At 69.9% G+C, this 24,241-nt stretch carries 24 protein-coding genes; 17 read left to right on the forward strand and 7 right to left on the reverse strand.

What is annotated here, in order from left to right; genetic code table 11:
* Positions 1 to 2: 2 nt before the first annotated feature.
* The 12 genes from AB0I53_RS22840 to trpA all read left to right on the forward strand — a co-directional run bounded on the left by AB0I53_RS22840 (position 3) and on the right by trpA (position 11,346).
* A complete protein-coding gene (locus AB0I53_RS22840) occupies positions 3 to 443 on the forward strand; it encodes an SDR family NAD(P)-dependent oxidoreductase (RefSeq protein ID WP_358606263.1) in 441 nt (146 codons plus the stop codon).
* The gene (locus AB0I53_RS22845) at positions 326 to 760 is read left to right on the forward strand and encodes an SDR family oxidoreductase (protein ID WP_358606340.1); all 435 of its coding nucleotides are present in this window, start codon (positions 326 to 328) and stop codon (positions 758 to 760) included. The genes AB0I53_RS22840 and AB0I53_RS22845 overlap by 118 nt, the downstream gene beginning before the upstream one ends.
* 86 nt (positions 761 to 846) lie before the next feature.
* A complete protein-coding gene (locus tag AB0I53_RS22850) occupies positions 847 to 1,773 on the forward strand; it encodes an NADP-dependent oxidoreductase (RefSeq protein WP_358606266.1) in 927 nt (308 codons plus the stop codon).
* Between the two features lie 240 nt (positions 1,774 to 2,013).
* Positions 2,014 to 2,697 (forward strand): HAD family phosphatase, encoded by a 684-nt coding sequence (locus AB0I53_RS22855; RefSeq protein ID WP_358606268.1) that lies wholly within the window; start codon positions 2,014 to 2,016, stop codon positions 2,695 to 2,697.
* On the forward strand, positions 2,694 to 3,734 hold the full coding sequence (locus AB0I53_RS22860; protein WP_358606271.1) for a phosphotransferase family protein: 1,041 nt from the start codon (positions 2,694 to 2,696) through the stop codon (positions 3,732 to 3,734). The genes AB0I53_RS22855 and AB0I53_RS22860 overlap by 4 nt, the downstream gene beginning before the upstream one ends.
* A gap of 1 nt (position 3,735) precedes the next feature.
* Positions 3,736 to 4,947 carry an acyl-CoA dehydrogenase family protein gene (locus AB0I53_RS22865; protein WP_358606273.1) on the forward strand — a complete coding sequence of 404 codons (1,212 nt, stop codon included), beginning with the start codon at positions 3,736 to 3,738 and terminating at the stop codon, positions 4,945 to 4,947.
* A 78-nt stretch (positions 4,948 to 5,025) separates the two neighbouring features.
* Positions 5,026 to 5,781 carry a 3-oxoacyl-ACP reductase FabG gene (gene fabG, locus AB0I53_RS22870; protein WP_358606276.1) on the forward strand — a complete coding sequence of 252 codons (756 nt, stop codon included), beginning with the start codon at positions 5,026 to 5,028 and terminating at the stop codon, positions 5,779 to 5,781.
* Positions 5,781 to 6,965, forward strand: coding sequence for an acyl-CoA dehydrogenase family protein (locus AB0I53_RS22875; protein ID WP_358606279.1), 1,185 nt, complete (start codon positions 5,781 to 5,783; stop codon positions 6,963 to 6,965). Before fabG ends, AB0I53_RS22875 begins: the two co-directional genes overlap by 1 nt.
* On the forward strand, positions 6,962 to 8,080 hold the full coding sequence (locus AB0I53_RS22880; protein ID WP_358606282.1) for an acyl-CoA dehydrogenase family protein: 1,119 nt from the start codon (positions 6,962 to 6,964) through the stop codon (positions 8,078 to 8,080). The genes AB0I53_RS22875 and AB0I53_RS22880 overlap by 4 nt, the downstream gene beginning before the upstream one ends.
* Before the next feature lie 273 nt (positions 8,081 to 8,353).
* Positions 8,354 to 8,806, forward strand: a complete 453-nt coding sequence (locus AB0I53_RS22885) for a MaoC family dehydratase (RefSeq protein ID WP_358606284.1) — start codon at positions 8,354 to 8,356, stop codon at positions 8,804 to 8,806.
* Positions 8,807 to 9,262: 456 nt separating this feature from the next.
* Entirely contained in the window at positions 9,263 to 10,507 is a 1,245-nt protein-coding gene (gene trpB / locus AB0I53_RS22890; RefSeq protein WP_358606287.1) for a tryptophan synthase subunit beta, read from the forward strand.
* Entirely contained in the window at positions 10,504 to 11,346 is an 843-nt protein-coding gene (gene trpA / locus AB0I53_RS22895) for a tryptophan synthase subunit alpha (RefSeq protein WP_358606290.1), read from the forward strand. Before trpB ends, trpA begins: the two co-directional genes overlap by 4 nt.
* Positions 11,347 to 11,416: 70 nt before the next feature.
* On the opposite strand, the gene AB0I53_RS22900 is transcribed toward trpA, so the two are convergent.
* The 3 genes from AB0I53_RS22900 to AB0I53_RS22910 form a co-directional block, all read right to left on the reverse strand.
* Positions 11,417 to 12,976 (reverse strand): AbgT family transporter, encoded by a 1,560-nt coding sequence (locus AB0I53_RS22900; protein WP_358606293.1) that lies wholly within the window; start codon positions 12,974 to 12,976, stop codon positions 11,417 to 11,419.
* A gap of 176 nt (positions 12,977 to 13,152) precedes the next feature.
* The gene (locus AB0I53_RS22905; protein WP_358606296.1) at positions 13,153 to 13,593 is read right to left on the reverse strand and encodes a nitroreductase family deazaflavin-dependent oxidoreductase; all 441 of its coding nucleotides are present in this window, start codon (positions 13,591 to 13,593) and stop codon (positions 13,153 to 13,155) included.
* Position 13,594: 1 nt separating this feature from the next.
* The gene (locus tag AB0I53_RS22910) at positions 13,595 to 14,338 is read right to left on the reverse strand and encodes an SDR family oxidoreductase (protein WP_358606299.1); all 744 of its coding nucleotides are present in this window, start codon (positions 14,336 to 14,338) and stop codon (positions 13,595 to 13,597) included.
* 88 nt (positions 14,339 to 14,426) lie between these two features.
* Between AB0I53_RS22910 and AB0I53_RS22915 the strand changes: the two genes are divergently transcribed.
* Together AB0I53_RS22915 and AB0I53_RS22920 are read left to right on the forward strand one after the other, a co-directional pair.
* The gene (locus AB0I53_RS22915) at positions 14,427 to 15,326 is read left to right on the forward strand and encodes an AfsR/SARP family transcriptional regulator (RefSeq protein WP_358606302.1); all 900 of its coding nucleotides are present in this window, start codon (positions 14,427 to 14,429) and stop codon (positions 15,324 to 15,326) included.
* Positions 15,301 to 17,478, forward strand: a complete 2,178-nt coding sequence (locus AB0I53_RS22920; protein WP_358606304.1) for a hypothetical protein — start codon at positions 15,301 to 15,303, stop codon at positions 17,476 to 17,478. The genes AB0I53_RS22915 and AB0I53_RS22920 overlap by 26 nt, the downstream gene beginning before the upstream one ends.
* An 88-nt stretch (positions 17,479 to 17,566) precedes the next feature.
* On the opposite strand, the gene AB0I53_RS22925 is transcribed toward AB0I53_RS22920, so the two are convergent.
* From AB0I53_RS22925 to AB0I53_RS22940, 4 genes are all read right to left on the reverse strand, one after another.
* Positions 17,567 to 18,184 (reverse strand): TetR/AcrR family transcriptional regulator, encoded by a 618-nt coding sequence (locus tag AB0I53_RS22925; RefSeq protein WP_358606307.1) that lies wholly within the window; start codon positions 18,182 to 18,184, stop codon positions 17,567 to 17,569.
* Between the two features lie 70 nt (positions 18,185 to 18,254).
* Positions 18,255 to 19,028, reverse strand: a complete 774-nt coding sequence (locus tag AB0I53_RS22930) for an SDR family oxidoreductase (protein ID WP_358606309.1) — start codon at positions 19,026 to 19,028, stop codon at positions 18,255 to 18,257.
* On the reverse strand, positions 19,021 to 19,776 hold the full coding sequence (locus AB0I53_RS22935; protein WP_358606312.1) for an SDR family oxidoreductase: 756 nt from the start codon (positions 19,774 to 19,776) through the stop codon (positions 19,021 to 19,023). Before AB0I53_RS22935 ends, AB0I53_RS22930 begins: the two co-directional genes overlap by 8 nt.
* Positions 19,777 to 19,819: 43 nt before the next feature.
* Complete coding sequence (locus tag AB0I53_RS22940) at positions 19,820 to 21,493, reverse strand: AMP-binding protein (protein WP_358606343.1); 1,674 nt, start codon at positions 21,491 to 21,493, stop codon at positions 19,820 to 19,822.
* A gap of 198 nt (positions 21,494 to 21,691) precedes the next feature.
* Between AB0I53_RS22940 and AB0I53_RS22945 the strand changes: the two genes are divergently transcribed.
* The 3 genes from AB0I53_RS22945 (at position 21,692) to AB0I53_RS22955 (ending at position 24,125) form a co-directional block, all read left to right on the forward strand.
* Entirely contained in the window at positions 21,692 to 22,672 is a 981-nt protein-coding gene (locus AB0I53_RS22945) for a chitinase (protein ID WP_358606314.1), read from the forward strand.
* Positions 22,673 to 22,843: 171 nt separating this feature from the next.
* Complete coding sequence (locus AB0I53_RS22950; RefSeq protein ID WP_358606317.1) at positions 22,844 to 23,428, forward strand: DNA-binding protein; 585 nt, start codon at positions 22,844 to 22,846, stop codon at positions 23,426 to 23,428.
* Positions 23,429 to 23,468: 40 nt separating this feature from the next.
* On the forward strand, positions 23,469 to 24,125 hold the full coding sequence (locus AB0I53_RS22955) for an RES family NAD+ phosphorylase (protein WP_358606320.1): 657 nt from the start codon (positions 23,469 to 23,471) through the stop codon (positions 24,123 to 24,125).
* Positions 24,126 to 24,241: the final 116 nt, after the last annotated feature.

A 24,241-nucleotide genomic window follows, 5' to 3' on the forward strand; every position in this document is an offset into this window, starting at 1 on the left:
TCATGGACTTGTCGAACAAGGTCGTCATCGTCACCGGTGGTGCCCGCGGGCTCGGTGAAGCCTTCGCGCGCGGGATCGCGGCGGCGGGCGGCGAGGTGATGATCGGCGACATCCTCGAAGCCGAGGCCGCGGCGGTGGCTGCCGATCTGGGCGATGCCGCCCGATCGATGCACCTCGATGTCACCGATCCCGAGTCCTGGCAGGCGATCGTCGCGGCGACCGAGGAAGCATTCGGCTCGGTGACCGGGCTGGTGAACAACGCCGGGGCGGTCGCGCATCCGGGGTCCGGCTCGTCGACGAGCCGCTCGACACCTTCCAGCGCATCATCCAGACGAATCTCGTCGGTGTCCACATCGGAATCCAGGCCGTGGTTCCGGCGATGCGGCGGGCCAGCGGCGGGTCGATCGTCAACATCTCGTCGGCCGCCGGCCTGGTGGGCATGAAGCTGACCGGTGCGTACGGCGCGGCCAAGTGGGGGGTGCGCGGCATGACGAAGCTCAGCGCCGTCGAGCTCGCGCCGGAACGCATCCGGGTGAACTCGGTGCACCCGGGCATGGTACTCACCCCCATGACCGCCCCGACCGGGATCAGCCTTGACGAAGGCGGTTTCCCCAGCGCTCCGGCCGGACGGGTCGGCCGTCCGGACGAACTCGTCGGAGCGATCACCTACCTGCTCAGCGACAGCGCGAGCTACACGACGGGCGCGGAGCTCGCCGTCGACGGCGGCTGGACGACCGGCCCGCCGATGCCCGGTCACTAGGAATGCCGAGACCACCGGGTGCGGGGACCGCGCCCGGTGGTCCCCACCGCCCCGTACGAGCGCCCAGCCGAGAAAGGTCGAGCCGCATGCCCAAGGCAGCCATCTATCAGGAGTACGGCGACAGCAGCGTGCTGCGGATCGTCGAGGTCCCGACGCCCACACCGGAGCCGGGAACGGTGCGGGTTCGCGTCGCGTACTCGAGCGTGAACCCGGTGGATTCGAAGATGCGCAGCGGCCTGCTCAGCGACGGCACACCGCTGTCGGCACCCGCGATCGCCGGCATGGACGTCGCCGGCGTCGTCGACGCGATCGGCGAAGGTGTCACCGGATTCGTGGTCGGTGACCGGGTCGCCGGCCTGTCCCCCACCGGCGCCGCCGCCGAGTTCGTCGTCACCTACGCCGCGGCGCTGGTGAAAGTGCCTGCGAACGTCTCGCTGGAAACCGCGGCCACGATCGGCGTCGGTGGCACCACAGCAGTACGCGCGCTCGGCCTGGCGAACGTCGCGAGCGGCCACCTCATCGTCGTCGACGGCGCATCCGGTGGCGTCGGCACCTTCCTGACCCAGCTCGCCACCGCCCGCGGCGCCACCGTCATCGGCACCGCTTCAGCGCGGAACCACGAGTACCTGGCCGATCTCGGCGCAAGGCCGATCAGCTACGGCCCCGGCTGGGAGGCCCGCGCAGCGGAAACGGCCGACCGTCCCTTCGACGCCGCCTTCGACCTCGTCACCGGCGACATGTACGCCCAGCTGCGAAGCATCTCCACTGCGACCGCACCGGTCGTGACCCTGGTCGACCCGACATTCCCCGACCTGGGCGGCATCCTCGTCACGGGCCTCGAACCGGGCTTCGACCACGCCCTGCAGGACGTCATCGATGCGGTCGCCGGCGGAAAGGTCCGGATCCCGATCGCGCAGACCTTCCCGCTCACGGAGATCGCCGCAGCGCAGGACCTGTCGGCACAGGGACACGTCCGGGGAAAGCTCGTCCTCTCGATCGCACCTCAACTCTGACAACACCGGCGAGCACCCGGCGAAACCGACGGCACAGCCCGCAGTTCGCCGGGCGCCCGCCGGCAGGCGCGACAACCTCCCGAACGAATCGCTGCTGAACAGCACTCCCGGCATGCGCGTTCACACCGGAACCACTCGTCCAGGTCCGACCTGGGGCGACCGCCCGGATTTCGCGGAACACCGCCTGAGGTGAGCAGCGGGGTCTAGCGCACATACCGTCTAGTCGGTACGGTCCTGGGCATGGGTTCCAGTGACGCGACCCCGGAGATCCGGGCGGCGATCTTCGACTACGGCGGCGTGCTGACCACGCCCGGCCGCACCGCCATCCGGGCCTGGACCGAGCACGAGCGGATCCGCCCGGAGAGCTTCTCCGCCGCGATCAAGGACTGGCTGTCCCGCAACGCCCCCGCGGGCACCCCGATCCACAAGCTGGAGACCGGCGAGATCACCGCCGACGAGTTCGACCGCACCCTGGCGAAGCGGCTGCGCACCGTCGACGACGAACCGGTCGCGCCCGACGGGCTGATGGGGCGGATGTTCGCACGGATGCGCAGCGAGCCCGCCATGCTCGACCTGGTGCGCCGGCTGCGCGACTGCGGCGTGCGGACCGCGCTGCTGTCCAACAGCTGGGGCAACAACTACCCCTGGGAATTGCTCGACGGGCTCTTCGAGTGCACGGTGATCTCCGGCGAGGTCGGCCTCCGCAAGCCCGATCCGCGGATCTACCAACTGACCCTGGACCGGCTCGGCCTCACCGCGGGCGAAGCGGTGTTCGTCGACGACGGTGCCCCGAACATCGAAGCCGCCGAGCGGCTCGGACTGCACGCGGTGCTGCACACCGACGTCGCCGCGACCCGCGCCCGGCTCGCCGAACTCGTCCCGGCCCTGCGCCGGAACGCCCCGCAAGGCAAGGAGAGTCGATGAACGCCCAACCGTCGCCGGGTGAGCTGCCCGGCCTCGACCTGGACCGGCTGCGCGCGCACCTCGACGCCGAGCGGCCCGGCCTGGTCGGCGGCCCGCTGACCGGCGAACTCGTCCAAGGCGGCCGGTCGAACCTGACCTACCTCGTCGGTGACGGCGCGAACCGGTGGGTGGTGCGCCGCCCGCCGCTGGGCCACGTGCTGGCCACCGCGCACGACATGAGCCGCGAGTTCCGGGTGATGTCCGCGCTGGCCGGCACGCCCGTGCCGGTGCCCGAGACCCACCTGCTGTGCCAGGACGAGGACGTCATCGGGGCCCCGTTCTACGTCATGGAGTACGTGCCGGGCACCGTCTACCGCACGCCGAAGCTGACCGAGCAGCTCGCCCCGCAGCAGCGCGTCGACCTGACCTGGCAGCTGATGGACGTGCTCGCCGACCTGCACTCGATCGACCCGCAGTCCGTCGGGCTGGGTGAATTCGGCCGCCCGGAAGGCTTCCTGGAACGGCAGGTGCGCCGCTGGAGCAAGCAGCTGGCCGCCTCGCACAGCCGCGACATCGACGGCATCGACGAGCTCGCCACCCGGCTGGCCGGGGCCATCCCCGGTACGCCGCGCGTCGGCATCGTGCACGGCGACTACCGGCTGGACAACGTGATCGTCGGCGATGACCAGCGCATCAAGGCCGTGCTGGACTGGGAGATGGCCACCGTCGGCGATCCGCTCACCGACCTCGGGCTGCTCGCCGTGTACTGGGAAGGCTTCAACGGCGTCGAGCGCAACCCCATCGCCAAGGGCGTCGGCCCCGAGTACGGCTTCCCCACCGCCCGGCAACTGCTGGACCGCTACGCCGAACGCAGCGGCACCGATCTGTCCGAAATGGACTGGTATCTGGCGTTCGGGTTCTTCAAGATCGCCGTGATCTTGGAAGGGATCCACTACCGATTCATCCACAACCAGACGGTCGGCGAAGGCTTCCAACACGTCGGCGCACTGGTGGCACCGCTGGTCGCGCAGGGTCTCGCCACCCTCAAGGAGGAATGAAATGGATTTCGGCTACGACGAACGCACCGAGGAGCTGCGCAAGCAGCTGCTGGACTTCATGGACTCCCACGTCTACCCCGCCGAACCGGTGTTCCTCGAACAGCTGGCCGAGGCCGACGACCCGTGGTCGGCGCACCCGCAGGTCATGGAGGACCTCAAGGCCGAGGCCCGCAAGCGCGGTCTGTGGAACCTGTTCCTGCCGGGCGAGCACGGCGCCGGGCTGACCAACCTGCAGTACGCGCCGCTGGCCGAGATCATGGGCCGGGTCGGGCGGCTGGCCCCGGAGGCCACCAACTGCGCCGCGCCGGACACCGGCAACATGGAGGTGCTGTCGCTGTTCGGCACCGAACAGCAGAAGAAGCAGTGGCTGCAGCCGCTGCTCGACGGCGAGATCCGCTCCGCGTTCTGCATGACCGAACCCGACGTCGCCTCCTCCGACGCCACCAACATCGCCACCCGCATCGAGCGCGACGGCGACCACTACGTGATCAACGGCCGCAAGTGGTTCTCCTCCGGTGCGATGAGCCCGCGCTGCAAGATCCTGATCGTGATGGGCAAGACCGACCCGGACGCCGAGCGGCACCGCCAGCAGAGCCAGATCCTGGTGCCCAAGGACACACCGGGCGTGCAGGTCATCCGCAGCATGAACGTGTTCGGTTACGACGACGCCGACCACGGCGGGCACGCCGAGATCGTGTTCGACAACGTCCGGGTGCCGGCGGAGAACATCATCGCCGGCGAGGGCGAGGGCTTCGCGATCGCCCAGGCCCGGCTCGGGCCGGGCCGCATCCACCACTGCATGCGCGCCATCGGGATGGCCGAGCGGGCGCTGGAGCTGATGTGCCGCCGCGCCAACGAGCGCATCGCCTTCGGCAAGCCGCTGGCCGAGCAGGGCGTCGTGCAGCACTGGATCGCCGAGTCGCGGGTGAAGATCGAGCAGGCCCGGCTGCTGGTGCTCAAAACCGCGTGGCTGATGGACACCGTCGGCAACCAGGGCGCGCACACCGAGATCCAGTCGATCAAGGTCGGGGTGCCGGAGATGGTGACCTGGGTGATCGACCGCGCCATCCAGGCGCACGGCGGCGGTGGCGTCAGCCAGGAGTTCCCGCTGGCCAACCTGTACGCGCACGCCCGCACCCTGCACATCGTCGACGGCCCGGACGAGGTGCACCGCCGCTCCCTGGCCCGCCGAGAGCTGAAGAAGTACCGCTGATCGCTCGTGAGTGGTAGTTCCGGTAAGAACCGGAACTACCACTCACGACCCCAACCACAACACACGCAAGGAGATCAAATGGCAGACAGTCGTGTCGCGATCGTCACCGGTGCCGCTCGCGGTATCGGTGCCGCCACTGCGAAGCGCCTGGCCGAGGACGGCTTCGCCGTGGCGGTCATCGACCTCGACGAGAAGCAGTGCGCCGACACGGTGTCGGCCATCGAAGCCGGCGGCGGCACGGCGCTGGCGGTCGGCTGCGACGTCAGCGACGCCGGGCAGGTGCAGGCCGCGGTCGACCGCATCGCCGCGGAGCTCGGCGGGCCGACGGTGCTGGTCAACAACGCCGGCGTCATCCGGGACAACATGCTGTTCAAGATGTCCGAGGACGACTGGGACACCGTGATGAACGTGCACCTGCGCGGCTCGTTCCTGATGAGCCGCGCCGTGCAGAAGCACATGGTCGAGGCCAAGTGGGGCCGGATCGTGAACCTCTCCAGCACCTCCGCGCTGGGCAACCGCGGCCAGGCCAACTACTCCACCGCCAAGGCCGGGCTGCAGGGCCTGACCAAGACGCTGGCCATCGAGCTCGGCAAGTTCGGCGTCACCGCCAACGCCATCGCGCCCGGCTTCATCGCCACCGACATGACCAAGGCGACCGCCGAGCGGGTCGGAATGGACTTCGAGGACTTCACCAAGGCCGCGGCGGGCCAGATCCCGGTGGCCCGCGTCGGCCAGCCGGAGGACATCGCCAACACGGTGTCGTTCTTCGTCGACGAGCGCGCCGGTTTCGTCTCCGGACAGGTGATCTACGTGGCCGGCGGACCGAAGGTGTGATGACCGTGGACGCCGACGAACTCCGCGGCAAGGTAGGAGAATTCCTCGCCGCGAACGACCCCGCGCAGATGGATCGGCTGGAGTTCCTGCGGGCGCGCTTCGACGCCGGGCTGGCGTGGGTGCACTTCCCCGCCGGCCTCGGCGGCCTGGGCGCCGCGCGGGAGTTGCAGCCGGTGGTGGACGCCGCCTTCGCCGAGGCCGGCGCGCCGGACAACAAGCCGCAGCTGAACGTCATCGGGCTGGGCATGGCCGCGCCGACGATCCTGCGCTTCGGCAACGACGAGCAGCGCCGCCGCTACCTCCGTCCACTATGGACCGGAGAGGAGGTCTGGTGCCAGCTGTTCAGCGAACCGGGCGCGGGCTCGGACCTCGCCGCGCTGGCCACCCGGGCGGTGCGCGACGGTGACGAGTGGGTGGTTGACGGGCAGAAGGTCTGGACGTCGCTGGCGCACCAGGCCCGCTGGGCGATCCTGGTCGCCCGCTCCGACCCGGACCAGCCCAAGCACAAGGGCCTGAGCTACTTCATCTGCGACATGACCGCGCCGGGCGTGGAAGTCCGCCCGCTGCGGCAGATCACCGGTGAAGCCGAGTTCAACGAGGTGTTCCTGACCGGGGTGCGGATCCCGGACGCGCAGCGCCTCGGCGAGGTCGGCCAGGGCTGGCAGGTCGCGCTGGGCACCCTGATGAACGAGCGGGTCGCCATCGGCGGGCGCGCGCCCGCGCGGGAAGGCGGCATGATCGGCCTCGCCGCGAAAGCCTGGCGCGACCACCCGGAGAAACGCACGCACGGCCTGCACGACCGGCTGCTGCGGCTGTGGGTCGAGGCCGAGGCGACCCGGCTGACCAGCATCCGGCTGCGCCAGCAGATGGCCGTCGGCGAACCCGGCCCCGAAGGCTCTGCGGTCAAGGTCGCCTACTCCGAGCAGAACCAGGCGATCACCGGGTTCGAGCTGGAATTCCTCGGCGAACCGGGGCTGGGCTACGACGACTGGACGTTCCGCCAGCCCGAGTACACCGACTTCGTCAAGCGCGGGCCCGGTTTCCGCTACCTGCGGGCGAAGGGCAACTCGATCGAGGGCGGCACCACCGAGATCCTGCGCAACATCATCGCCGAGCGGGTGCTGGGTCTGCCGCCGGAGATTCGCACCGACAAGGACCGGCCGTGGAAGGAGCTGCCGCGATGAGCGCACCGGACCTGCTCTACAGCGAAGTCGAAGAGGATCTGCGCTCGAACGTCCGCCGGCTGCTGCGGGACCGGTGCGACTGGACCGCGGTGCTGGCCCGCTGCGAAACAGACGAGCCCTACGACCTCGCGCTGTGGCGAACCCTCGCCGGCGAGCTCGGGCTCGCCGCGCTGCTGGTGCCCGAGGACCTCGGCGGCGCCGGGGCAAGCGCCCGGGAGCTGTCGGTGGTGGCCGAGGAGATCGGCCGGTCCGTCGCGCCGGTGCCGTTCCTGAGTAACCTGCTGACCACCGCCGCCCTGGTGGCCTGCGTCGACGAGCCGCGGGTGCGGGAGATCCTGCCGCAGTTCATCGACGGCTCGCAGCTCGGCACCGTCGCCGTCGGGCTGACCACCGTGCCCTACGGTCCGTTCCCGCAGTCGGTGAAGGCCGATGGCGCCGCGCTGACCGGCTCGGTGTCGGCGGTGGTGGACCTGGAGGTCGCCGACTACGTGGTGGTGCCCGCGGCCGACGCGGACGGCGCGGCGCTGTACCTGGTGGACACCTCGGTGTCCGGGGTGTCGCGGACGCCCACGACGCCGCTGGACCTCACCAGGCGGTTCGGCACGCTCGCCCTGGACGGGGCGGTCGGCGAGCGGATCGCCGCCGGCGCCGACGCCGAGCGGATCCTCCGGCAGGCGCTGGTGGCCGCGGCCGGGCTGCTGGCCGCCGAGCAGGTGGGGCTGGCCCAGCAATGCCTGGACGCCACCGTGGAGTACGCCAAGACGCGCTACCAGTTCGGCCGCCAGATCGGCTCGTTCCAGGCGGTCAAGCACCGGCTGGCCGACCTGTGGGCGGCGGTGAGCTCGGGGCGGGCCGTCGCCCGCAACGCCGCCGACGCCCTGGCGCGCCGCGACGACGAGACGGAACTCGAGGTCGCCATCGCCCAGGCCTACTGCTCCGAGCTGGCCGTGCAGGCCGCCGAGGAGCACCTGCAGCTGCACGGCGGCATCGGGATGACCTGGGAGCACTCGGCGCACCTCTACCTGGGCCGCGCCAAGAGCTCCCAGCTCGCCTTCGGCATCGCCGAGACGCACCGGCAGCGCATCGGCGAACTCGCCGACCTGCCCACGCCATAAGGACTGTCTCCGGACTCATCTTGCATGGCGGTGCCGGTAGCGGAACCTCAGAGGCCGCCTCGACTGCGGGATCCCCGACTTGTGTATGACCAATACGCGGCATCGGGGCTGTCCTCGCTGGGAGAACCCCAGAGGGGTGGGCGTCGTGAACCCGCGGCGGTGCGAGTTGCGAGGGTGGGCTAAGCGCCTACGGCGCTTCAAAGGCAAAAGACCAAGAACCGAGATCAACGGGCAGGCGATCAGCTTTTCGTTGTCGCTCAAGGAGGTTTTGCGTTGCGGGTATTCAGCAGCAAGGAAGAGATCGTCGCGGCCAAGGGCGAGCAGCTCGGCACCAGCGAATGGCTCACCATCACCCAGGAGCAGGTGAACCTGTTCGCCGACGCCACCCTGGACCACCAGTGGATCCACATCGACGTCGAGCGCGCCGAGCAGGGCCCGTTCGGCGGCCCGATCGCGCACGGGTTCCTCACCCTGAGCCTGCTGCCGAAGCTGAACTCCCAGACCTACAAGTTCGAGGGCGCCAAGATGGGGATCAACTACGGCCTGAACAAGGTCCGCTTCCCCAGCCCGGTCCTGGTCGGCTCCCGGGTCCGCTCCACCACCGAACTCGCGGACGTGACCGAGGTGGCCGGCGGCCTCCAGCTGACGGTCAAGTCCACCATCGAGATCGAAGGCGCCGCGAAACCGGCCTGCGTGGCGGAGGGCCTCAGCCGAGTGATGTTCTGACCGGTTTTCCACGTGACGGGCACCATCTGGGAACGCTCTGGCGAGCGGCCCGGGTGGTGCCCGCTGCTGTGACCATGATTGCGGCGGAGCAAGTGCGTTCCGCCAATGCGGAAACAGCAAGCGACTCCGGCGGTTTCGAAGGCGGACTTCCAGATCTTCCGGCGATCTGAGCCCGGCCGGTGTACTAGTGGCACGACGGCTGCTAAATTTTCGCTTCGTGAACGTTGGCGCGCGCTTCGAACCTGGTTGCCGCACATGCGGCTGCCGGGCTCCTGCGCGCCGCGTGCGGGGCCGCCGAGTGCGGTACCACATCGGATGTGAGCCCGGGCAGGTCAACGGCAGGCGATGGCAGCACTGAGCTGATGCTCGACCTCGCGAGCTCATCGTGCTCGCGAGGGTGCTCTGCCACTCATACGCACCTGACCGCGGGCACGGTTGTGCCCGCGAGGAGACATCATGATGTGCCGCCGGTTCTTCTTCCCTGCCCAAAACAGCGATAACGACGCCTATTTCGGCGCTTTCGGTGGATCATTCGTCCCGGAAGCACTGTTCGCGACCATCGACGAGCTCGCCGACGAGTACGCGGCAGCAAAGGACGACCCTTCGTTCGTCGCGGAGTTCGATCGCCTGATGGCCCGCTACGTCGGCCGCCCGAGCCCATTGACCGAGGTCACCCGGTTCGCCGAGCAGGCGGGCGGCGCCCGCATCTTCCTCAAGCGCGAAGACCTGAACCACACGGGCTCCCACAAGATCAACAACGTGCTGGGGCAGGTGCTGCTGGCCAAGCGGATGGGCAAGTCCCGCGTGATCGCCGACACCGGCGCAGGTCAGCACGGCGTGGCCACTGCCACCGCTTGCGCGTTGCTCGGCCTGGAATGCACCGTCTACATGGGTGAGGTCGATACCCGGCGACAGGCGCTGAACGTGGCCCGCATGCAGGTTCTCGGCGCCGGCGTGGTGCCGGTGACGTCCGGCAGCCGGACGCTCAAGGACGCGATCAACGAGGCGTTTCGCGACTGGGTGTCGACTGTCCGAAGTACCCACTACGTGTTCGGCACGGCAGCCGGGCCACATCCCTTCCCCACCTTGGTGCGCGACTTTCAACGGGTGATCGGTGTGGAAGCGCGCAGCCAGATCCTGGAACACGCCGGCCGGCTACCGGACGCGGTCGCGGCCTGCGTCGGCGGCGGTTCCAACGCCATCGGTCTTTTCCACGCCTTCCTGCCGGACGAGCACGTCGGGCTCTACGGCTTCGAAGCCGCCGGCGAAGGGCTTGGCAGCACGCGCCACGCAGCGACGATCGGTGCGGGATCGGCCGGTGTCCTGCACGGTTCGCGCTCGTACGTCCTGCAAGACGAGCAGGGGCAAACCCGGGAAACCCACTCGATCGCCGCCGGCCTGGACTATCCCGGTGTGGGAGCCGAACACTCCTATTTGCACGCCACCGGCCGCGCCCACTACCTGCCCGTCACCGACGCCGAGGCACTGGAAGCGTTGCTGCTGCTGTCTCGAACCGAAGGGATCATCCCCGCGCTCGAATCCAGCCACGCCTTGGCGGGCGCGTTGCGGCTTGGCCGGGAACTGGGCCCCGGAGCCGTCATCCTGGTCGGCCTGTCCGGACGCGGTGACAAGGACATGGACACGGTCGCCCGCGAAGCGGGGTTCCTCGACGACCCGACCGCTGCGGAGGTGGCCCGATGACCGGCGGGATCGAGCAGCTCGACAACACCTTCACCCGCATCGCGCAACAGGACCGCGCCGCGCTCATCGGCTTCCTCCCGGCGGGCTTTCCAAGCGCCGGAGAGGATGTGCAGGTGCTGACGGCGATGATCGACGGCGGCTGCGACATCATCGAGGTCGGAATCCCGTACAGCGACCCCGTGCTGGACGGTCCGGTCAACCAGACCGCCTACGACCTCGCGCTGCGCGGTGGCGTCACCGCGGAAGCGGTCCTGAACACCGTCAGCGCGATCACTTTCCGTGCGGCGGCGCCGGTGTTGGTCATGACGTACTGGAATTGCGTTGACCGCTATGGCGTCGAGGAGTTCGCGGCCGATCTCGCCGCGGCCGGCGGTGCGGGCTGCATCCTCCTGGACCTGCCCGTGCAGGAGTCGGCATCATGGTGTCGAGCGGCCGAACGGCACCGGCTCGCAACCGTTTTCGTGGTGGCACCGAGCACACGCGAAGATCGCCTGCGCACGATCACGGCGGCGGGAACGGGCTTCGTCTACGCCGCATCCACCATGGGCGTTACCGGCGCACGCGAATCTGTCAGTGCTGATGCGGAGAACCTGGTGCGCCGTACGCGCGCGACCACAGCGCTGCCGGTGTGCGTAGGCCTGGGTGTGGCCACCGGTGCCCAAGCCGCTCAGGTCGCCTGCTACGCCGATGGCGTCATCGTCGGGTCCGCATTCGTCCGGCAGCTGCTGGACGCGCCCGACTTCCCCACCGGTCTCGCGCGCATCCGGCGGCTGACAGCAGAGTTGGCACGAGGTGTGCGCACCCGCCGCTCCGATGTCGATGCCGAGCCGCGGTCGTAAGGTCGTCCGGCCCTCCCCTTGATCTGCTGCTGCGGCGCAGATCAAGGGGAGATCTCCCGCTGTTGCGCGGTCACGGTCCGATGTGGATGCCCATGCCGGGCCCCAGCGGCAGGTCGGCGAAGTAGAAGACCGTCAGGATCAGGGCCCAGACCAGCCAGAACGGGACGACGAACGGGACCATCCTGGCGACCAGGGTGCCCATTCCCGCGTTCGGCTCGTAGCGGCGCAGGTAGCCCAGGATGATGATCATGTACGGGTTCAGCGGCGTCATGATCTGCGTCGCCGAGTCCCCGACCCGGAACGCCGCCTGGGCGAAGCCCGGTTCGAAGCCGAGCAGCACGAACATCGGCACGAACACCGCCGCCATCAGCGTCCACAGGCTCGAACCCGAGATGATGAACAGGTTCAGCACCGACGCCAGCACCATGAACCCGAGGAACGCCGGGTAGCCGTCCAGGCCGAGCGCGCGCAGCAGGTCCGCGCCCGAAACCGCCACCCACGCGCCGAGATTCGTCCAGTTGAACAGCGCGATGAACTGGCCCAGCATGAACGCCAGCACCAGGAATCCGGTGAGATCCCGCAGCGCGGCGGCCATCAGCTTCGGCACGTCGCCCGCGCGGCCGATCGCCCCGACGATCGCGCCGTAGACGATGGCGGGCACCGCGAAACCCAAGAAGATCAGCGTGGTCACCGAATCCAGCAGCGGCGACTTCGGCAGGAATCCGCCGGTTTCGTTGCGCAGCGGCGAATCCGGCCACAGCACCAGCAGCAGCACCAACCCGAACGCGACCAGGAACGCCACGCCAGCCCAGATCAGCCCGCGCCGCTCGGCGGGCTCCAGCGCCACCTTGGGCGCCGGCTGGTCGGCCGCGGCCGACTCCTCGCGGGGCACGCCGGTGCGCGCCAGGCGCGGCTCGATGACCTTGTCGATCAGCACGCCGGCCAGCAGTCCGAGCAGGATCGAGGAGACCACGTTGAAGTAGTAGTTCGACACGGGCGTGACCGCGGTGCCGGCGTGCGGCAGGGTTTCGGCGACCTTGTTGCTGATCCCGGCGAACAGCGCGTCGAGGCTGGTGACCACCGGCGCGGTGGAATAGCCGGCGCCGGCGGCGGCGAAACCGCCCAGCAGTCCGGCGACCGGGTGCCGGCCGGCCGCCTTGAACACCAGCGCGGCCAGCGGCGGGATGATGATCATCGACGAATCCGCCATCACGCTGGCCGAGATCCCGACCAGTCCCACCGCGTACGGCAGCACCCAGCGCGGCGCACCGCCGAAGGCGGCTCGGATCAGCGCGGTGAGCAGCCCGGTTCGCTCGGCCAGCCCCACCGCCAGCATGATCGTGACCACGGTTTCCAGCGGCGGGAACCCGATGAAGTTCTCCGCCATCTTGGTGAGCAGGAACTCCAGCCCTTCACCGCTGAACGCGCCGCGGATCCGCGTCACCTCGTCGGCGCCGGGGATCTGCACGGTGACGCCGAAGGCGGCGACCACGGTGGACACTCCCGCCACGACCAGGAAGAGCAGGCCGAAGAGGATGAACGGTTCGGGGAGCTTGTTGCCGACCCGTTCCACCAGGTTCAGCACGCGGTCGATCTTCGGTGGCCGGGCGGCACGGGTGTCACTGCTCATGCTGGCTCCTGCTGCCGGATCTCACGAGAAGAGCAAGCAGTAGCGAACCTTCCGGACCCGCCCGGCGCAACCCCCGGCGGCAGATTGATCGATCCGCGCAACACGACCGAAACCGGCGACCGGTCGTGAGTGCTTTCAGCTGCTGCAGCGACCGAAAGCACCCACGACACCGGCCGCTACGCGGAGTCCTCGACGCGCTCCAGCACCACCACGGGAATGACCCGGCGGCTGCGCGCCTCGTACGTTCGGTACACCGGCGCCAGCTCGACCATCAGCTGCCACAGCCGCTCGCGCTCCGCGCCCTCCGCGGTGCGGGCCCGCACGGCGAAGCGCTCGCCCCGGATCTGGACTTCGACCTCGGGATTCGCGACCAGGTTCAGGTACCACTTCGGGTGCGTGTGCGTGATCGCCGAACCCGACGCCACGAGCACGTACCGTCCGTCGTCCTCGCCGTAGAACAGCCCGGTCCGGTACAGCTTTCCGGTTTTGCGGCCGCGATAGGTGAGCACGAGATTGGTCGCCCCGCCCTCGCGGTAGCCGCTCTCGCCGTTGGTCGCGAGATACCGGCGCACGTGCTCGGCGACCGACGGGTCGGGGCTGTCCAGCACCTCGGCCATGTCAGTGTCCTCCCAGTCCCTGCGCGAAGCCGCCGTCGACCGCCAGCTCGACGTTCGTGGTGAACGTCGCGCCCTCGGCCAGGAAGAGCGCCGCGGCGGCGACTTCCTCGACGGTGCCGTTGCGGCGCAGCGGCGTCGATTCGTCGCCCTGCCGCTCGAACTCCCTGCGCTGCTCGTCGGTCAGGTCGGCCACGCCCATCGTCGGCGTCTTGATGTATCCCGGCGCCACGCTGTTCACCCGGATCTTCCTCGGCAGCAGTTCCACCGAGAGCACGTGTGCGAACGCGCGCAGCGCCTCCTTCGACGCTGAGTAGGCGCTCAGTCCCGGGAACACGACGTCGTTGGCGACCGTGGTGAACACAACGGCGCCGCCGTCGTTGAGCAGCGGCGCAAGCCGCTGCACGGTGAAGAACGCGCCCTTGGTGTTGACCGCGAACTGCCGGTCCCACGACTCCTCGGTCACCTCGGCGAGCTCGGCGAACTGCGCGATGCCGTGGTTGACGAAGAGGTAGTCGACGCTGCCGAGCCGCTCGCCCACGAAGTCACCGAGCGCGGCGATGTCGGCCATGCTGGCCGCGTCGGAGCGCACGACGTGTGCCTTCTCGCCCTTGAGCGCCGTGCGCGCTTCCTCGATGTTCCGCTCGTTGCGGCCGGTCAGCACCACCTCGGCGCCGCGGGCGAGCAGCTCGCGCACGTTCGCCAGTCCCATGCCGTGGGTGCCGCCGGTGACAACAGCCTTCTTCATGACCAACTCCGTTTCGTCGTTGACGAGACGAAGGTGCCCGGCGGCGCTCTCGGTCTGCTGTCGATCTGCTTGCGGTTATCGTGATCGCATGCGTTTCGGGGTGCTTGGGCCGCTCGCGGTTTGGACGCCGAGCGGTGATCCCGTCACGGTGCGCGAGGCGCGGGTTCGCGCGCTGCTGGCGTGCCTGCTCGTCGCTCCGGGGCGTGTCGTGTCCGCCGACCGGCTGGTCGACGACCTGTGGGGCGAAATGCTCCCGGCCAATCCCTCGGGCGCTCTGCAGACCCTCGTGTCGCGCCTGCGCCGCGCCATCGGCGCCGGCCTCGTCGTGCACCGCCCGCCGGGCTACCTGCTGGACGTGCCGCCGAACGCCGTGGACAGCGGGCGGTTCGCCGAGCTCACCGGGCGTGCGCGGCGCACGACCGACCCGGGCGGCCTGACGGCGCTGCTCGCCGAGGCGCTCGGCCTGTGGCGCGGCGAAGCGTTCGCCGGGTTCGCCGACGAGGCCTTCGCCAGCACTGCGGCCGCCGCCCTGGAGGAGCAGCGCCTCGTGGCCTGGGAGGACTACGCCGGGGCGCGGCTGCGGCTGGGTGACCACGCGATTCTGGCCGCCGAGCTGGGCGAGCTCGTCGAACGGCATCCGCTGCGCGAACGCCTCCGTGCCGCGCACCTGCGCGCACTGCACGGCGCGGGCCGGACCACCGAGGCGCTCGACAACTACCGCAAGCTACGCCGGCTGCTCCGCGACGAGCTCGGACTCGAACCGGGCACCGAACTCACGGCGCTGCAACAGGAAATGCTGCGCGCCGAGCCGCCCGCACCGGTGCAGCAGCAGATCCCGCCCGCGCCGCCGCAAACGCTGCCCGCACCGCAGACCGAGCTCGTCGGCCGCGACGACGCCGTCGCCGACGTGCGCGCGCTGCTCTGCACGCATCGCCTGGTGACGCTGACGGGGCCGGGGGGGGGTGGGCAAGACCAGGCTCGCGCTTGAGGTGGCCCGCGCCGAGGACGAGGTGTGCCTCGTCGAGCTCGCCGGCGTGCCCCGGGAGACCACAGTGGACGGTCTGGCGGAAGTCATCGCCGCCGCGCTGGGCATCCGCGACGGCGCCCGGCCGCAGTCATCCGTCGAACGCCTCGCCGACGTGCTGCGCGGCAGGCGGCTGCTGCTCGTGCTCGACAACTGCGAGCACGTCGTCGAGCCGGTCGCCGCGCTCGTGCCGCTGGTGCTGCCGGACGTCCGCGTGCTTGCGACGAGCCGGGAGCCGCTCGGCGTCTCTAGCGAGCACCTGTGGGAGGTGCCGCCGCTGGACGTCCCGGCACTGGGCGCACCGCCGGCGGACGTACTGCGTTCCGGAGCCGTGCAGCTTTTCGCCGCGAGAGCAGCGGCCGCCTCGCCCGGATTCGCGCTGTCAGCCGAAAACGCCGAAACCATCGCCACGATCTGCCGCCGCGTTGACGGCATTCCGCTCGCCATCGAACTGGCGTCGGCCCGCGTCCGCGTACTCGGCACGACCGAGTTGGCCGAACGCCTCAACGACCGGTTCGCCGTGCTCACCGGCGGGCCTCGCGACGCACCGCCACGCCAACGCACGCTGCGCGCGGTGCTCGATTGGAGCTGGGAGCTGCTTACGGCGGCAGAGCGGACGGTGCTGCGCAGGCTCGCGGTCTTCGCCGACGGCTGTACGCTCGCCGCCGCGGAGGCCCTGTGCTCCGGCGACGGCGTGCGACGCTCGGAGGTGCTCGACCTGCTGGCGCGCCTGGTCGACCGCTCGCTGGTCGTCGTCTCGCATTCCGCCGACGGCCCGCGCTACGGACTGCTGGAATCGGTGTCCGCGTATGGCGAACGACAGCTGGAGCCGCGCGAGCTCGACCGGCTCCGGCACGCGCACGCCGCGTACTACACCTCGCTCGCCGAGGAGGCGGCCACGCACCTGCGCGGCCCGGACCAGCAGCGCTGGCTGCGCCGCCTCGACGCCGAGACCGGCAACCTGCGCCGCGCGCTCTGCGACGACCGTTTCGCGTCCCGCCTGGCGCGCGCGATGACGTGGTACTGGTTCCTGCGCGGGCGGCTCACCGAGGCGCGGCGGGCGACGGAAGCCGCAGGGTCTGCGGTGGTCGCGGCCTGGCACACCGGATTCCGGCTGCTCACCGGCGAGCCCGCGGACAGCCGCGCCGCGCTGACCCTGCGCGACGCCGTCACCGACCCCCGCGAGCGCGCGATGGCGGGCTGGTTCCTCGGCTACGCCGCGACCAGGTTCGGCGACATGCCGATCGGCGAGGAACTCATCCGCGCGGCGCTGGCCGAGTTTGAAGAACTCGGCGACAACTGGGGCGTCGCGGCCGCTCTCAGCGTGCGCGCCGTGCAACGCCACGTCCGGGGCGACCTGGACAAGTCCACTGTGGATGCTGAACGGAGCCTCGCGTTGTTCCGCGAGACCGGTGACCGCTGGGGCCGGGTCCAGGCCTGCGCCGCGCTCGGCAGGCTCGCCGAGATCGCGGGCGACTACCCCGCGGCGGCGGCCTGGCAACGCGAAGGAGTCGAGCTGGCCGAGGAACTCGCGCTGTGGCCGGACGCCGCCATGCGCTGGTCCGAACTGGGCCGCATCGCGCTCCTGGAAGGCGACCACGCCCGCGCCGACGAGCTGCACGAGCGGGGACGTGCGCTGGCCGTCGAGCACGGCGACTCGGCCGGTCAGGAGTTCGCCGAGGTGGGGCTCGCGCTTTCCGCACGCCGCCGCGGCCGGTTCGCCGAAGCCGAAACCCTGCTGCGGCCGTGGCTGGAGTGGAACCGCCGGTTCGAGGCGGACAACGGCGCGGCGCTCATCCTCGCCGAACTGGGCTTCGCGGCCGAGCAACGCGGCGACGCGGAGGCCGCACTCGACCTGCACGCGCAGGGCCTCGCCGCGGCCCGGCGCACCGGCGACCCGCGAGCGGTCGCGCTCGCTTTGGAAGGGCTCGCCGGTGCCCGGCTGCTCGCGGGCCAACCGGGACGGGCGAAAGGCCTGCTCGGTGCGGCGGCACGGCTGAGGGAATCCGCCGGCGCGCCACTGCCGCCCTGCGAGCGCGGGGACGTCGACCGCATCGAGGCGGCGCTGATCCGAGCCGACGAGAACGACCACCACGAGCCGCAGGAGTGCCGGTAGCACTTCGGGGCATCCTCGTCCGCAAAACAGACAGCAGGAGCCGGGCGAACACCCACCGTCCACATGGGACACCGGGCGGAAAGCCCGGCTACGGGCGCAGGGATGAGATGAGGAGATCGGCGAACTGCTCGCCGACCTCTTCACCGGTGAGCTTGCCGTCCTTGCGGAACCAGGTGCCGAGGTGGTGCACCGCGCCGAAGAAGAAGTCGACCACCAGATCCGCCTGCTTGTCCTCCCGGAACACCCCGGAGCGCTGGCCCTCCTCGATCAGCTCCCGCACCCGCTCGTGGTAGCGCCGCCGCTGCGCCCGGACCTCGGCCTGCTTGTCCGGGTGCAGCAGGTGCATCGAGCGGAAGAAGATCACCGTGTCGTCGAGGTTCGCCGCCGTCGTGGCGACGACGTCCGCGGCGACCGCGTGCAGCCGCTCCTGCACCGGTGCTCCGCTCTCCGCCGCGCTCTCCATCCGCGCCTGCTGGACCCGCAGGACCCGCGCGTAGATCTCGTAGAGCAGGTCGTCCTTGGAGCCGAAGTAGTGGTACATCGCCCCCTTGGTGACCCCGGCCGCGTCCACAATCTGCTGCACCGAGGTCATCTCGAAGCCCTGCTCGGCGAACAGCCGCGTGGCCACGGCCAGCAACCGCTGCGGAACCGGTTCGGCGCCCACCGCCGGTCCGGCAGTAGTGCGACCGTTCGCCGACCGCGCCATGTCAACCTCCCCTGTCGATCTACACCCAGCGTATCGACCCGCCGGCGCGAACCGGCGGCGACACCTTCTCCTACTTGACCTTGCGCTGGAGTTTTCGCATCCCGGCGTGCCAGCGCTGCGGCTCGGCGGCCCGCAGCGCGTAGTAGTCGGCGACCTCCGGGTGCGGCAGGATCAGGAACTCACCGCTGCCCAGCGAGTCGGCGACCAGGTCGGCGACCTGCTCCGGTTCGAGCGCGCCCTTCGCGAGGATCACCTCACCGGCGTTGCTGCTGGTGCCGAGCATGTTGGTGCGCACGCCCTGCGGGCACAGGGCCTGCACCGTGATGCCCTGGTCGGCGTAGCTGATCGCCAGCCATTCGGCGAAGCCGAGCGCGGCGTGCTTGGTCACCGAGTACGGCGCGGCCTTCAGCATCGTCAGCAGCCCGGCGGCCGACACGGTCGCCAGGAAGTGCCCCCGGCCCCGCTCCAGCCAGTGCGGCAGCACCGCGCGGGCGGCGCGGACGTGCGCCATCACGTTGACCTCCCAGGACTGCGCCCAGGCGTCCTCGTCGGCCTCCGGCCCACCGCCGCGGGAGATCCCGGCGTTGGCACAGAACAGGTCGATCCGCCCGTGCTCGCCGAGCGCGGTGTCGACCAGCGCGCGCACGCCGTCCTCGCTCGCCGCGTCGCCGGGCACCGCCGTCCCGCCGACCTCGGCGGCCACCTGCCGCACCGCGTCGGCGTCCACGTCGCCCAGCACGACCTTCGCCCCGGATGCCGCGAACTTCCGGGCCATCGCCGCGCCGATGCCGTTGCCGGCACCGGTGATCACCACTACCGCATCAGCCAGCTGCAACTCACACACCGCCCTTCAGGGTCACGCCGCCGTCGAGCACCAGGACCTGCCCCGTGATCCACGCCGCCTCTTCGGAGAGCAGGAACGCCGCCGCGCCGCTGATGTCGGCCGGAATTCCCAGTCGCTTCAAGGGATATCCCGCGGCGACCTCGTCCTCCTTGCCCTCGTACAGCGCGGTGGCGAAATTCGTCTTCACCACGGCCGGGGCGACGCCGTTGACCCGGACGCCCGGGCCGAGTTCCACCGCGAGCTCCTTGGTGATGTACGCCAGCATCGCCTTGGTGGCACCGTAGAAGCCGATGCCCGGCGCGGGCCGCAGACCGGCCACGGAGGACACGTTGAGCACCGAACCGCCGTGCTCCTTCATCCACGCCTGGTACGCCTGCTGGGTCCACGCCAGCGCCGCGAGCACGTTGACCTCGAAGGTCTTCCGCGCGATGCCGTGCTCCAGCTCGATCAGCGGGCCGTAGGCGGGGTTGATGCCGGTGTTGTTGACCAGCATGTCCACCCGGCCGAAGGTCTCCACGGTCTTGGCGACCGCTTCCGCCTGGTGCTCCGCGTCGTCGGCCTTGCCGGCGATGCCGAGGGCGTTCTCGGCTCCGCCGAGGCCCTGCACCGCCTCGGCCAGCGGCTCGGGCTTGCGCGCGGTCAGGGTGACCTTCGCGCCCTCGGACACCAGGCGCTCGGCGATGGCCAGGCCGATACCGCGGCTTGCGCCGGTCACGATCGCCACCCGGCCGTCGAAACGCTTGCTCATGAATTTCCTTCCTCTCCAGGCACTTCCGGCACCGAACGGCCCTTCACCGCGCTGCGGCTCGGGCGGTGTCACGCAGTTCGCGGCGCAGGATCTTGCCGGTCGCGGTCTTGGGCAGCTCGTCGAGGATCTCGATGCTGCGCGGGTACTTGTACGCGGCGAGCTGCCGCTTGCAGTGGGACACGAGCTCTTCGGCGGTGGCCGACGCGCCGGCGCTCAGGCTGACGTAGGCCTTCACCGTCTCGCCCCGGTAGGAGTCCGGCACGCCGACGACGGCGACTTCCCGCACCGCCGGGTGTCCATATAGGACGTCTTCCACCTCGCGGGGCCAGACCTTGAAGCCGGAGGCGTTGATCATGTCCTTCTTGCGGTCCACCACGTAGAACCAGCCCCGCGCGTCCATGAATCCGACGTCGCCGGTGTGCAGCCGGCCGTCGCGGATGCCCGCCGCGGTCTCCTCCGGCTTGTTCCAGTAGGACGGCACCACCATCGGCCCGTCGACGACGATCTCGCCGACCTCGCCGACCGGCAGGTCCTGCCCGGTGTCATCGACGATGCGCAGCACGGTGTTGTAGGTGGGCACACCGACGCTGAGCGTGCCCGACTCCTCGTCGACCGGTGCCTCCAGGTGCGCGGGCACCGACGTCGCCGTCGCGGTCGTCTCGGTCAGCCCGTAGCCGTTGTGGATGTAGTGGCCGAACCGCTCGCGGAAGGCCTCGACGACCGCCGACGGCAGCGGCGCGCCGCCGGAGTACACCAGTTCCAGCGAGGAGAAGTGGCCCGCGGTCACGTCGGGGTGGTTCATCAGGGCCATGTACGCGGTGGACGGGCCGACCATGTAGCAGGGCCGGTGCTCGGCCAGCGCGTCGAGCACCACGCCGGGCTCGAAGCGGTACACCAGGTCGAGCTGCCTGCCCAGCGCCAGCGCGGCGCCGAGCTCGCAGACCAGGCCGGTGATGTGGAACAGCGGTGCGAGCCCGAAGATCCCGTTGCCACCGAGCCTCTCGACCCGGGTCCGCATGCCTTCGGCGTTGAACACGACGCTGCCGTGCGTGTTGGTGGCGCCCTTGGGCACGCCGCTGGTTCCCGAGGTGTAGACGAGCAGTGCGACGTCCGAACCGGACAGTTCGATCTCCGGCGGGCGCCGGCCGGTGTTCGACCGGGCGACCGCCAGCAGGTCCGCGCAGCCGGCGGCCGGGCGGCGTTCCAGCTTGGCGAACAGCCGCGGATCGTGGCGGGTCTGCAGGTCGAGCTCGCTGGTGGTGACCGCGACCCGCACCCCGGCGGGGCCGGCGAGCTCGCCGAGGACGTCGTGCCAGCCCTGCTCGGAGGAGACGACCGCGGCCGGCTGCGCGTCGGCGAGGATCTTGGTCAGCTCGCGGGTCCGGTACATCGGGTTGAGCGGCACCACGATCGCGCCGGCCTTCCACCCGGCCAGCAACGCGATCGCGAACTGCGGCACGTTCTGCAGGTACAGCGCCACCCGGTCGCCCCGGCCGACGCCCTGTTCGACGAGGTGGCTCGCCAGGCCGTCGCTGAGCTCGTCGAGCTCCCGGTAGCTGATCCGGCCGTCGAAGTAGGTGATGGCCACGCGATCCGGATGGTCCCGGCGGGCCGCGGCGAACAGTTCGAGCATGTTGTCGAACCGCGGCTCGATCGCCGCGGGCACGTCGCCGTCGTAGAGCGCCAGCCAAGGCCGTTCGTCGTACGCGCTGCCCAACACGCCACCTCCACATTGAGACCGACCAGTCGGTACGTCCAGTCAACGGCGCATGACCGGTCTCGTCAACCCTCGGCGGCATGCCGTGCTCCGACCGGCGCAACTCCGGCGTCGCAACCTCGCCAAAACCTTGACCTGGCAACTGGTCTAGTCCATTTTGCGAGGACATCATCCGGCGCTCACCCCACGGAGGCCCGCATGACCAGACGGCTGGCCGCGCTCGCCGCGGCCGTCCTCACCACCGCCCTCGCGTTCACCCCGACCGGCTCGGCCACCACTCCGGAGGCCGTGCCCAAGCACCACCTCACCGGGTACTGGCAGAACTTCGTCAACGGCGCCAAGCCGCTGAAGATCAGCGACGTCTCGGCGAACTACGACGTCATCGCGCTGGCGTTCGGCAACGCCGACCCGGCCAGCCCTGGCGCGGTCACCTTCAACGTCGACCCGGAACTGTCCACCACGCTCAGCGGCTACACGGACGAACAACTCAAAGCGGACATCGCCGCCAAGAAGGCCGAGGGCAAGACGTTCGTGCTGTCCATCGGCGGCGAAAAGGGAAACGTCGACCTGGGGAGCGTTGCGAACGTCGCAAATTTCGTCGACTCGGTTGGAAAAATATTAACTGATTACGGCATCAATGGGTTAGATATTGACTTGGAGCACGGCCTCAACGTCGCCAACACGACCAGCGCGATCCGCCAGCTACGCGAACGCGTGGGCGACGGATTCGTGCTCACAATGGCGCCGCAGACTCTCGACGTGCAGCCGGGAGGCTCGTACCTGCAGCTCATCGAGAACGTCAAGGACATCCTCACCGTCGTGCACACGCAGTACTACAACTCGGGCTCGATGAACGGCTGCGACAGCCAGGTCTACAGCCAGGGCTCGGTCGACTTCATCACCGCGCAGGCGTGCACCCTGCTGCAGGCGCTGCGCCCGGACCAGGTTTCGCTCGGCCTACCGGCGACAGCCTCGGCAGCCGGTAGCGGGTACGTCGATCCGTCGATCGTCAACAACGCGCTGAGCTGCCTGGCCGCGGCCACCGACTGCGGTCAGTACACCCCGGACCAACCGCACCCCGAGATCGGCGGCGTGATGACCTGGTCGATCAACTGGGACGCCAGCAGCGGCAACGCTTTCTCCGATCCGGTTCGGACCCATTTGGACAGCCTGCCGTAGCCGAGTCAGACTCCGGTCGGGGACTTCAGATTCACGATCACGCCAAAGAACACCCCGACCGGAGTCGGCCGATGGTCACGTTGCGCAATCCACATGCTACGACAAGTGATATTTGGCACTAGGGCGCACGTTCGCGCACACATTTCCCGAATCCCGCGCTACCCTGGAGCCATGTCAGCCGCGCTGGAGACCGTGTTGGCACGAGCCGGTTTAAAGGTCACCGCCAACGAATTCCTAACCCTGGTCGAGGATGCTGCGAAGAAGCTCACCTCGCCCCAGGTGGACCCAGCCGCGCACTTCACCGAGGCGGAACGACTCGCGCTCACCGAAGCCGGCCTGGACCTGACGCCGCTGAGCGACGCCGAAGTCGACGCTCGCGCGAGGACCGTCGCCGAACAGGCGGTGCTGCGCGACACCGCGCTCTCGGTCAACCAGGCCGCGGACCGGGTGGGAGTGGACAGTAGCCGGATCCGCCACCGCATCAGCGAACGACGGCTGATCGGCTGGAAGGACCGCGGCGGATGGCGACTGCCCGCGTGGCAGTTCAGCGACACCGACGTGCTGCCCGGCCTGGACGCCGTGCTCGCGCTGATGCCCGCCGACCAGCCGGCACTCGTGCTGGCCAACTTCATGACCACGCCGCAGGAGGACCTCGAAATCGGGGACCGGCCGGCGAGCCCGCGCGAGTGGCTGCTGGCCGGCGGCGATCCGCAGCGGGTGGCCGAGCTCGCCGCCACCATCGGCACCCCGGCCTGAGCGCTTCCCCCAACCTTCGAGACCCCAACCCAGGACCTACATGGCACGGCTACCACAGCCGCCTGCGCCCGCTGCGCTGCAGGCGATGCTCCGGCGGACCGAAGACGTGATCGCGGTGCCCGCCGGCACTCGCCTCGTGCGCGTGTTCACCTCCGGGGGCAACCACCCGCAGCAGTGGAACAGCTTCCGCTACGCCGGCCCGCTGCCGCACGCCCGGTTCGACCCGCACCTGCCCAACAACCAGGGCGGCCCGACGGTCACCCGGGAACACGGCGTCCTGTACTTCTCGCTGTCGGTGCAGACCTGCATCGCCGAGGTCTACCAGGCGACCTCCACAGTGGACCGCCGGACGCGCAGCCCGCACCTGGTGCTGTTCCGTCCACGTCGGACGCTCCGGCTGCTGGACCTGACCGGCCTGTGGCCCACCCGGGCCGGGGCCTCGCAGGCGATCAGCAGTGGCCCCAAGCTCCGCACCCAGGCATGGGCCCGCGGCATCCGCGCGGCCTACCCGGAGCTCGACGGGCTCTGGTACCGATCCTCGATGGACGCGGGAAACCCGTCGCTGTGCCTGTGGGACCCACCGGCGGCAACGGCGCTCCCGGATTCCCCGGACGTCCTGCTACCGCTGAGCCACCCGGGACTGGACGTCCCCTTGGGACGAGTCTGCAAAGAACTCAGCTACACGCTGCTCGACTGACCCGTGTGTGTTTTGTGTCGCTATAGCAACACAAAACACACACGGCCCCGCACTGATCCGCAACAGAAGTGCGCCGGGGGGGAATATTGTTAAACCGGGCCGAATTGTGGGGGAGA

Source organism: Saccharopolyspora sp. NPDC050389, from assembly GCF_040655595.1.
Taxonomy (GTDB): Bacteria; Actinomycetota; Actinomycetes; order Mycobacteriales; family Pseudonocardiaceae; genus Saccharopolyspora.

What these genes read in the sequence shown, in the direction of transcription:
- AB0I53_RS22840 (WP_358606263.1), top strand. Translation starts at nt 3, where the DNA reads ATGGACTTGTCGAACAAGGTCGTCATCGTCACCGGTGGTGCCCGCGGG.
- AB0I53_RS22850 (WP_358606266.1), top strand. Translation starts at nt 847, where the DNA reads ATGCCCAAGGCAGCCATCTATCAGGAGTACGGCGACAGCAGCGTGCTG.
- AB0I53_RS22855 (WP_358606268.1), top strand. Translation starts at nt 2,014, where the DNA reads ATGGGTTCCAGTGACGCGACCCCGGAGATCCGGGCGGCGATCTTCGAC.
- AB0I53_RS22860 (WP_358606271.1), top strand. Translation starts at nt 2,694, where the DNA reads ATGAACGCCCAACCGTCGCCGGGTGAGCTGCCCGGCCTCGACCTGGAC.
- AB0I53_RS22865 (WP_358606273.1), top strand. Translation starts at nt 3,736, where the DNA reads ATGGATTTCGGCTACGACGAACGCACCGAGGAGCTGCGCAAGCAGCTG.
- fabG (WP_358606276.1), top strand. Translation starts at nt 5,026, where the DNA reads ATGGCAGACAGTCGTGTCGCGATCGTCACCGGTGCCGCTCGCGGTATC.
- AB0I53_RS22875 (WP_358606279.1), top strand. Translation starts at nt 5,781, where the DNA reads ATGACCGTGGACGCCGACGAACTCCGCGGCAAGGTAGGAGAATTCCTC.
- AB0I53_RS22880 (WP_358606282.1), top strand. Translation starts at nt 6,962, where the DNA reads ATGAGCGCACCGGACCTGCTCTACAGCGAAGTCGAAGAGGATCTGCGC.
- trpB (WP_358606287.1), top strand. Translation starts at nt 9,263, where the DNA reads ATGATGTGCCGCCGGTTCTTCTTCCCTGCCCAAAACAGCGATAACGAC.
- trpA (WP_358606290.1), top strand. Translation starts at nt 10,504, where the DNA reads ATGACCGGCGGGATCGAGCAGCTCGACAACACCTTCACCCGCATCGCG.
- AB0I53_RS22900 (WP_358606293.1), bottom strand. Translation starts at nt 12,976, where the DNA reads ATGAGCAGTGACACCCGTGCCGCCCGGCCACCGAAGATCGACCGCGTG.
- AB0I53_RS22905 (WP_358606296.1), bottom strand. Translation starts at nt 13,593, where the DNA reads ATGGCCGAGGTGCTGGACAGCCCCGACCCGTCGGTCGCCGAGCACGTG.
- AB0I53_RS22910 (WP_358606299.1), bottom strand. Translation starts at nt 14,338, where the DNA reads ATGAAGAAGGCTGTTGTCACCGGCGGCACCCACGGCATGGGACTGGCG.
- AB0I53_RS22915 (WP_358606302.1), top strand. Translation starts at nt 14,427, where the DNA reads ATGCGTTTCGGGGTGCTTGGGCCGCTCGCGGTTTGGACGCCGAGCGGT.
- AB0I53_RS22925 (WP_358606307.1), bottom strand. Translation starts at nt 18,184, where the DNA reads ATGGCGCGGTCGGCGAACGGTCGCACTACTGCCGGACCGGCGGTGGGC.
- AB0I53_RS22935 (WP_358606312.1), bottom strand. Translation starts at nt 19,776, where the DNA reads ATGAGCAAGCGTTTCGACGGCCGGGTGGCGATCGTGACCGGCGCAAGC.
- AB0I53_RS22945 (WP_358606314.1), top strand. Translation starts at nt 21,692, where the DNA reads ATGACCAGACGGCTGGCCGCGCTCGCCGCGGCCGTCCTCACCACCGCC.
- AB0I53_RS22950 (WP_358606317.1), top strand. Translation starts at nt 22,844, where the DNA reads ATGTCAGCCGCGCTGGAGACCGTGTTGGCACGAGCCGGTTTAAAGGTC.
- AB0I53_RS22955 (WP_358606320.1), top strand. Translation starts at nt 23,469, where the DNA reads ATGGCACGGCTACCACAGCCGCCTGCGCCCGCTGCGCTGCAGGCGATG.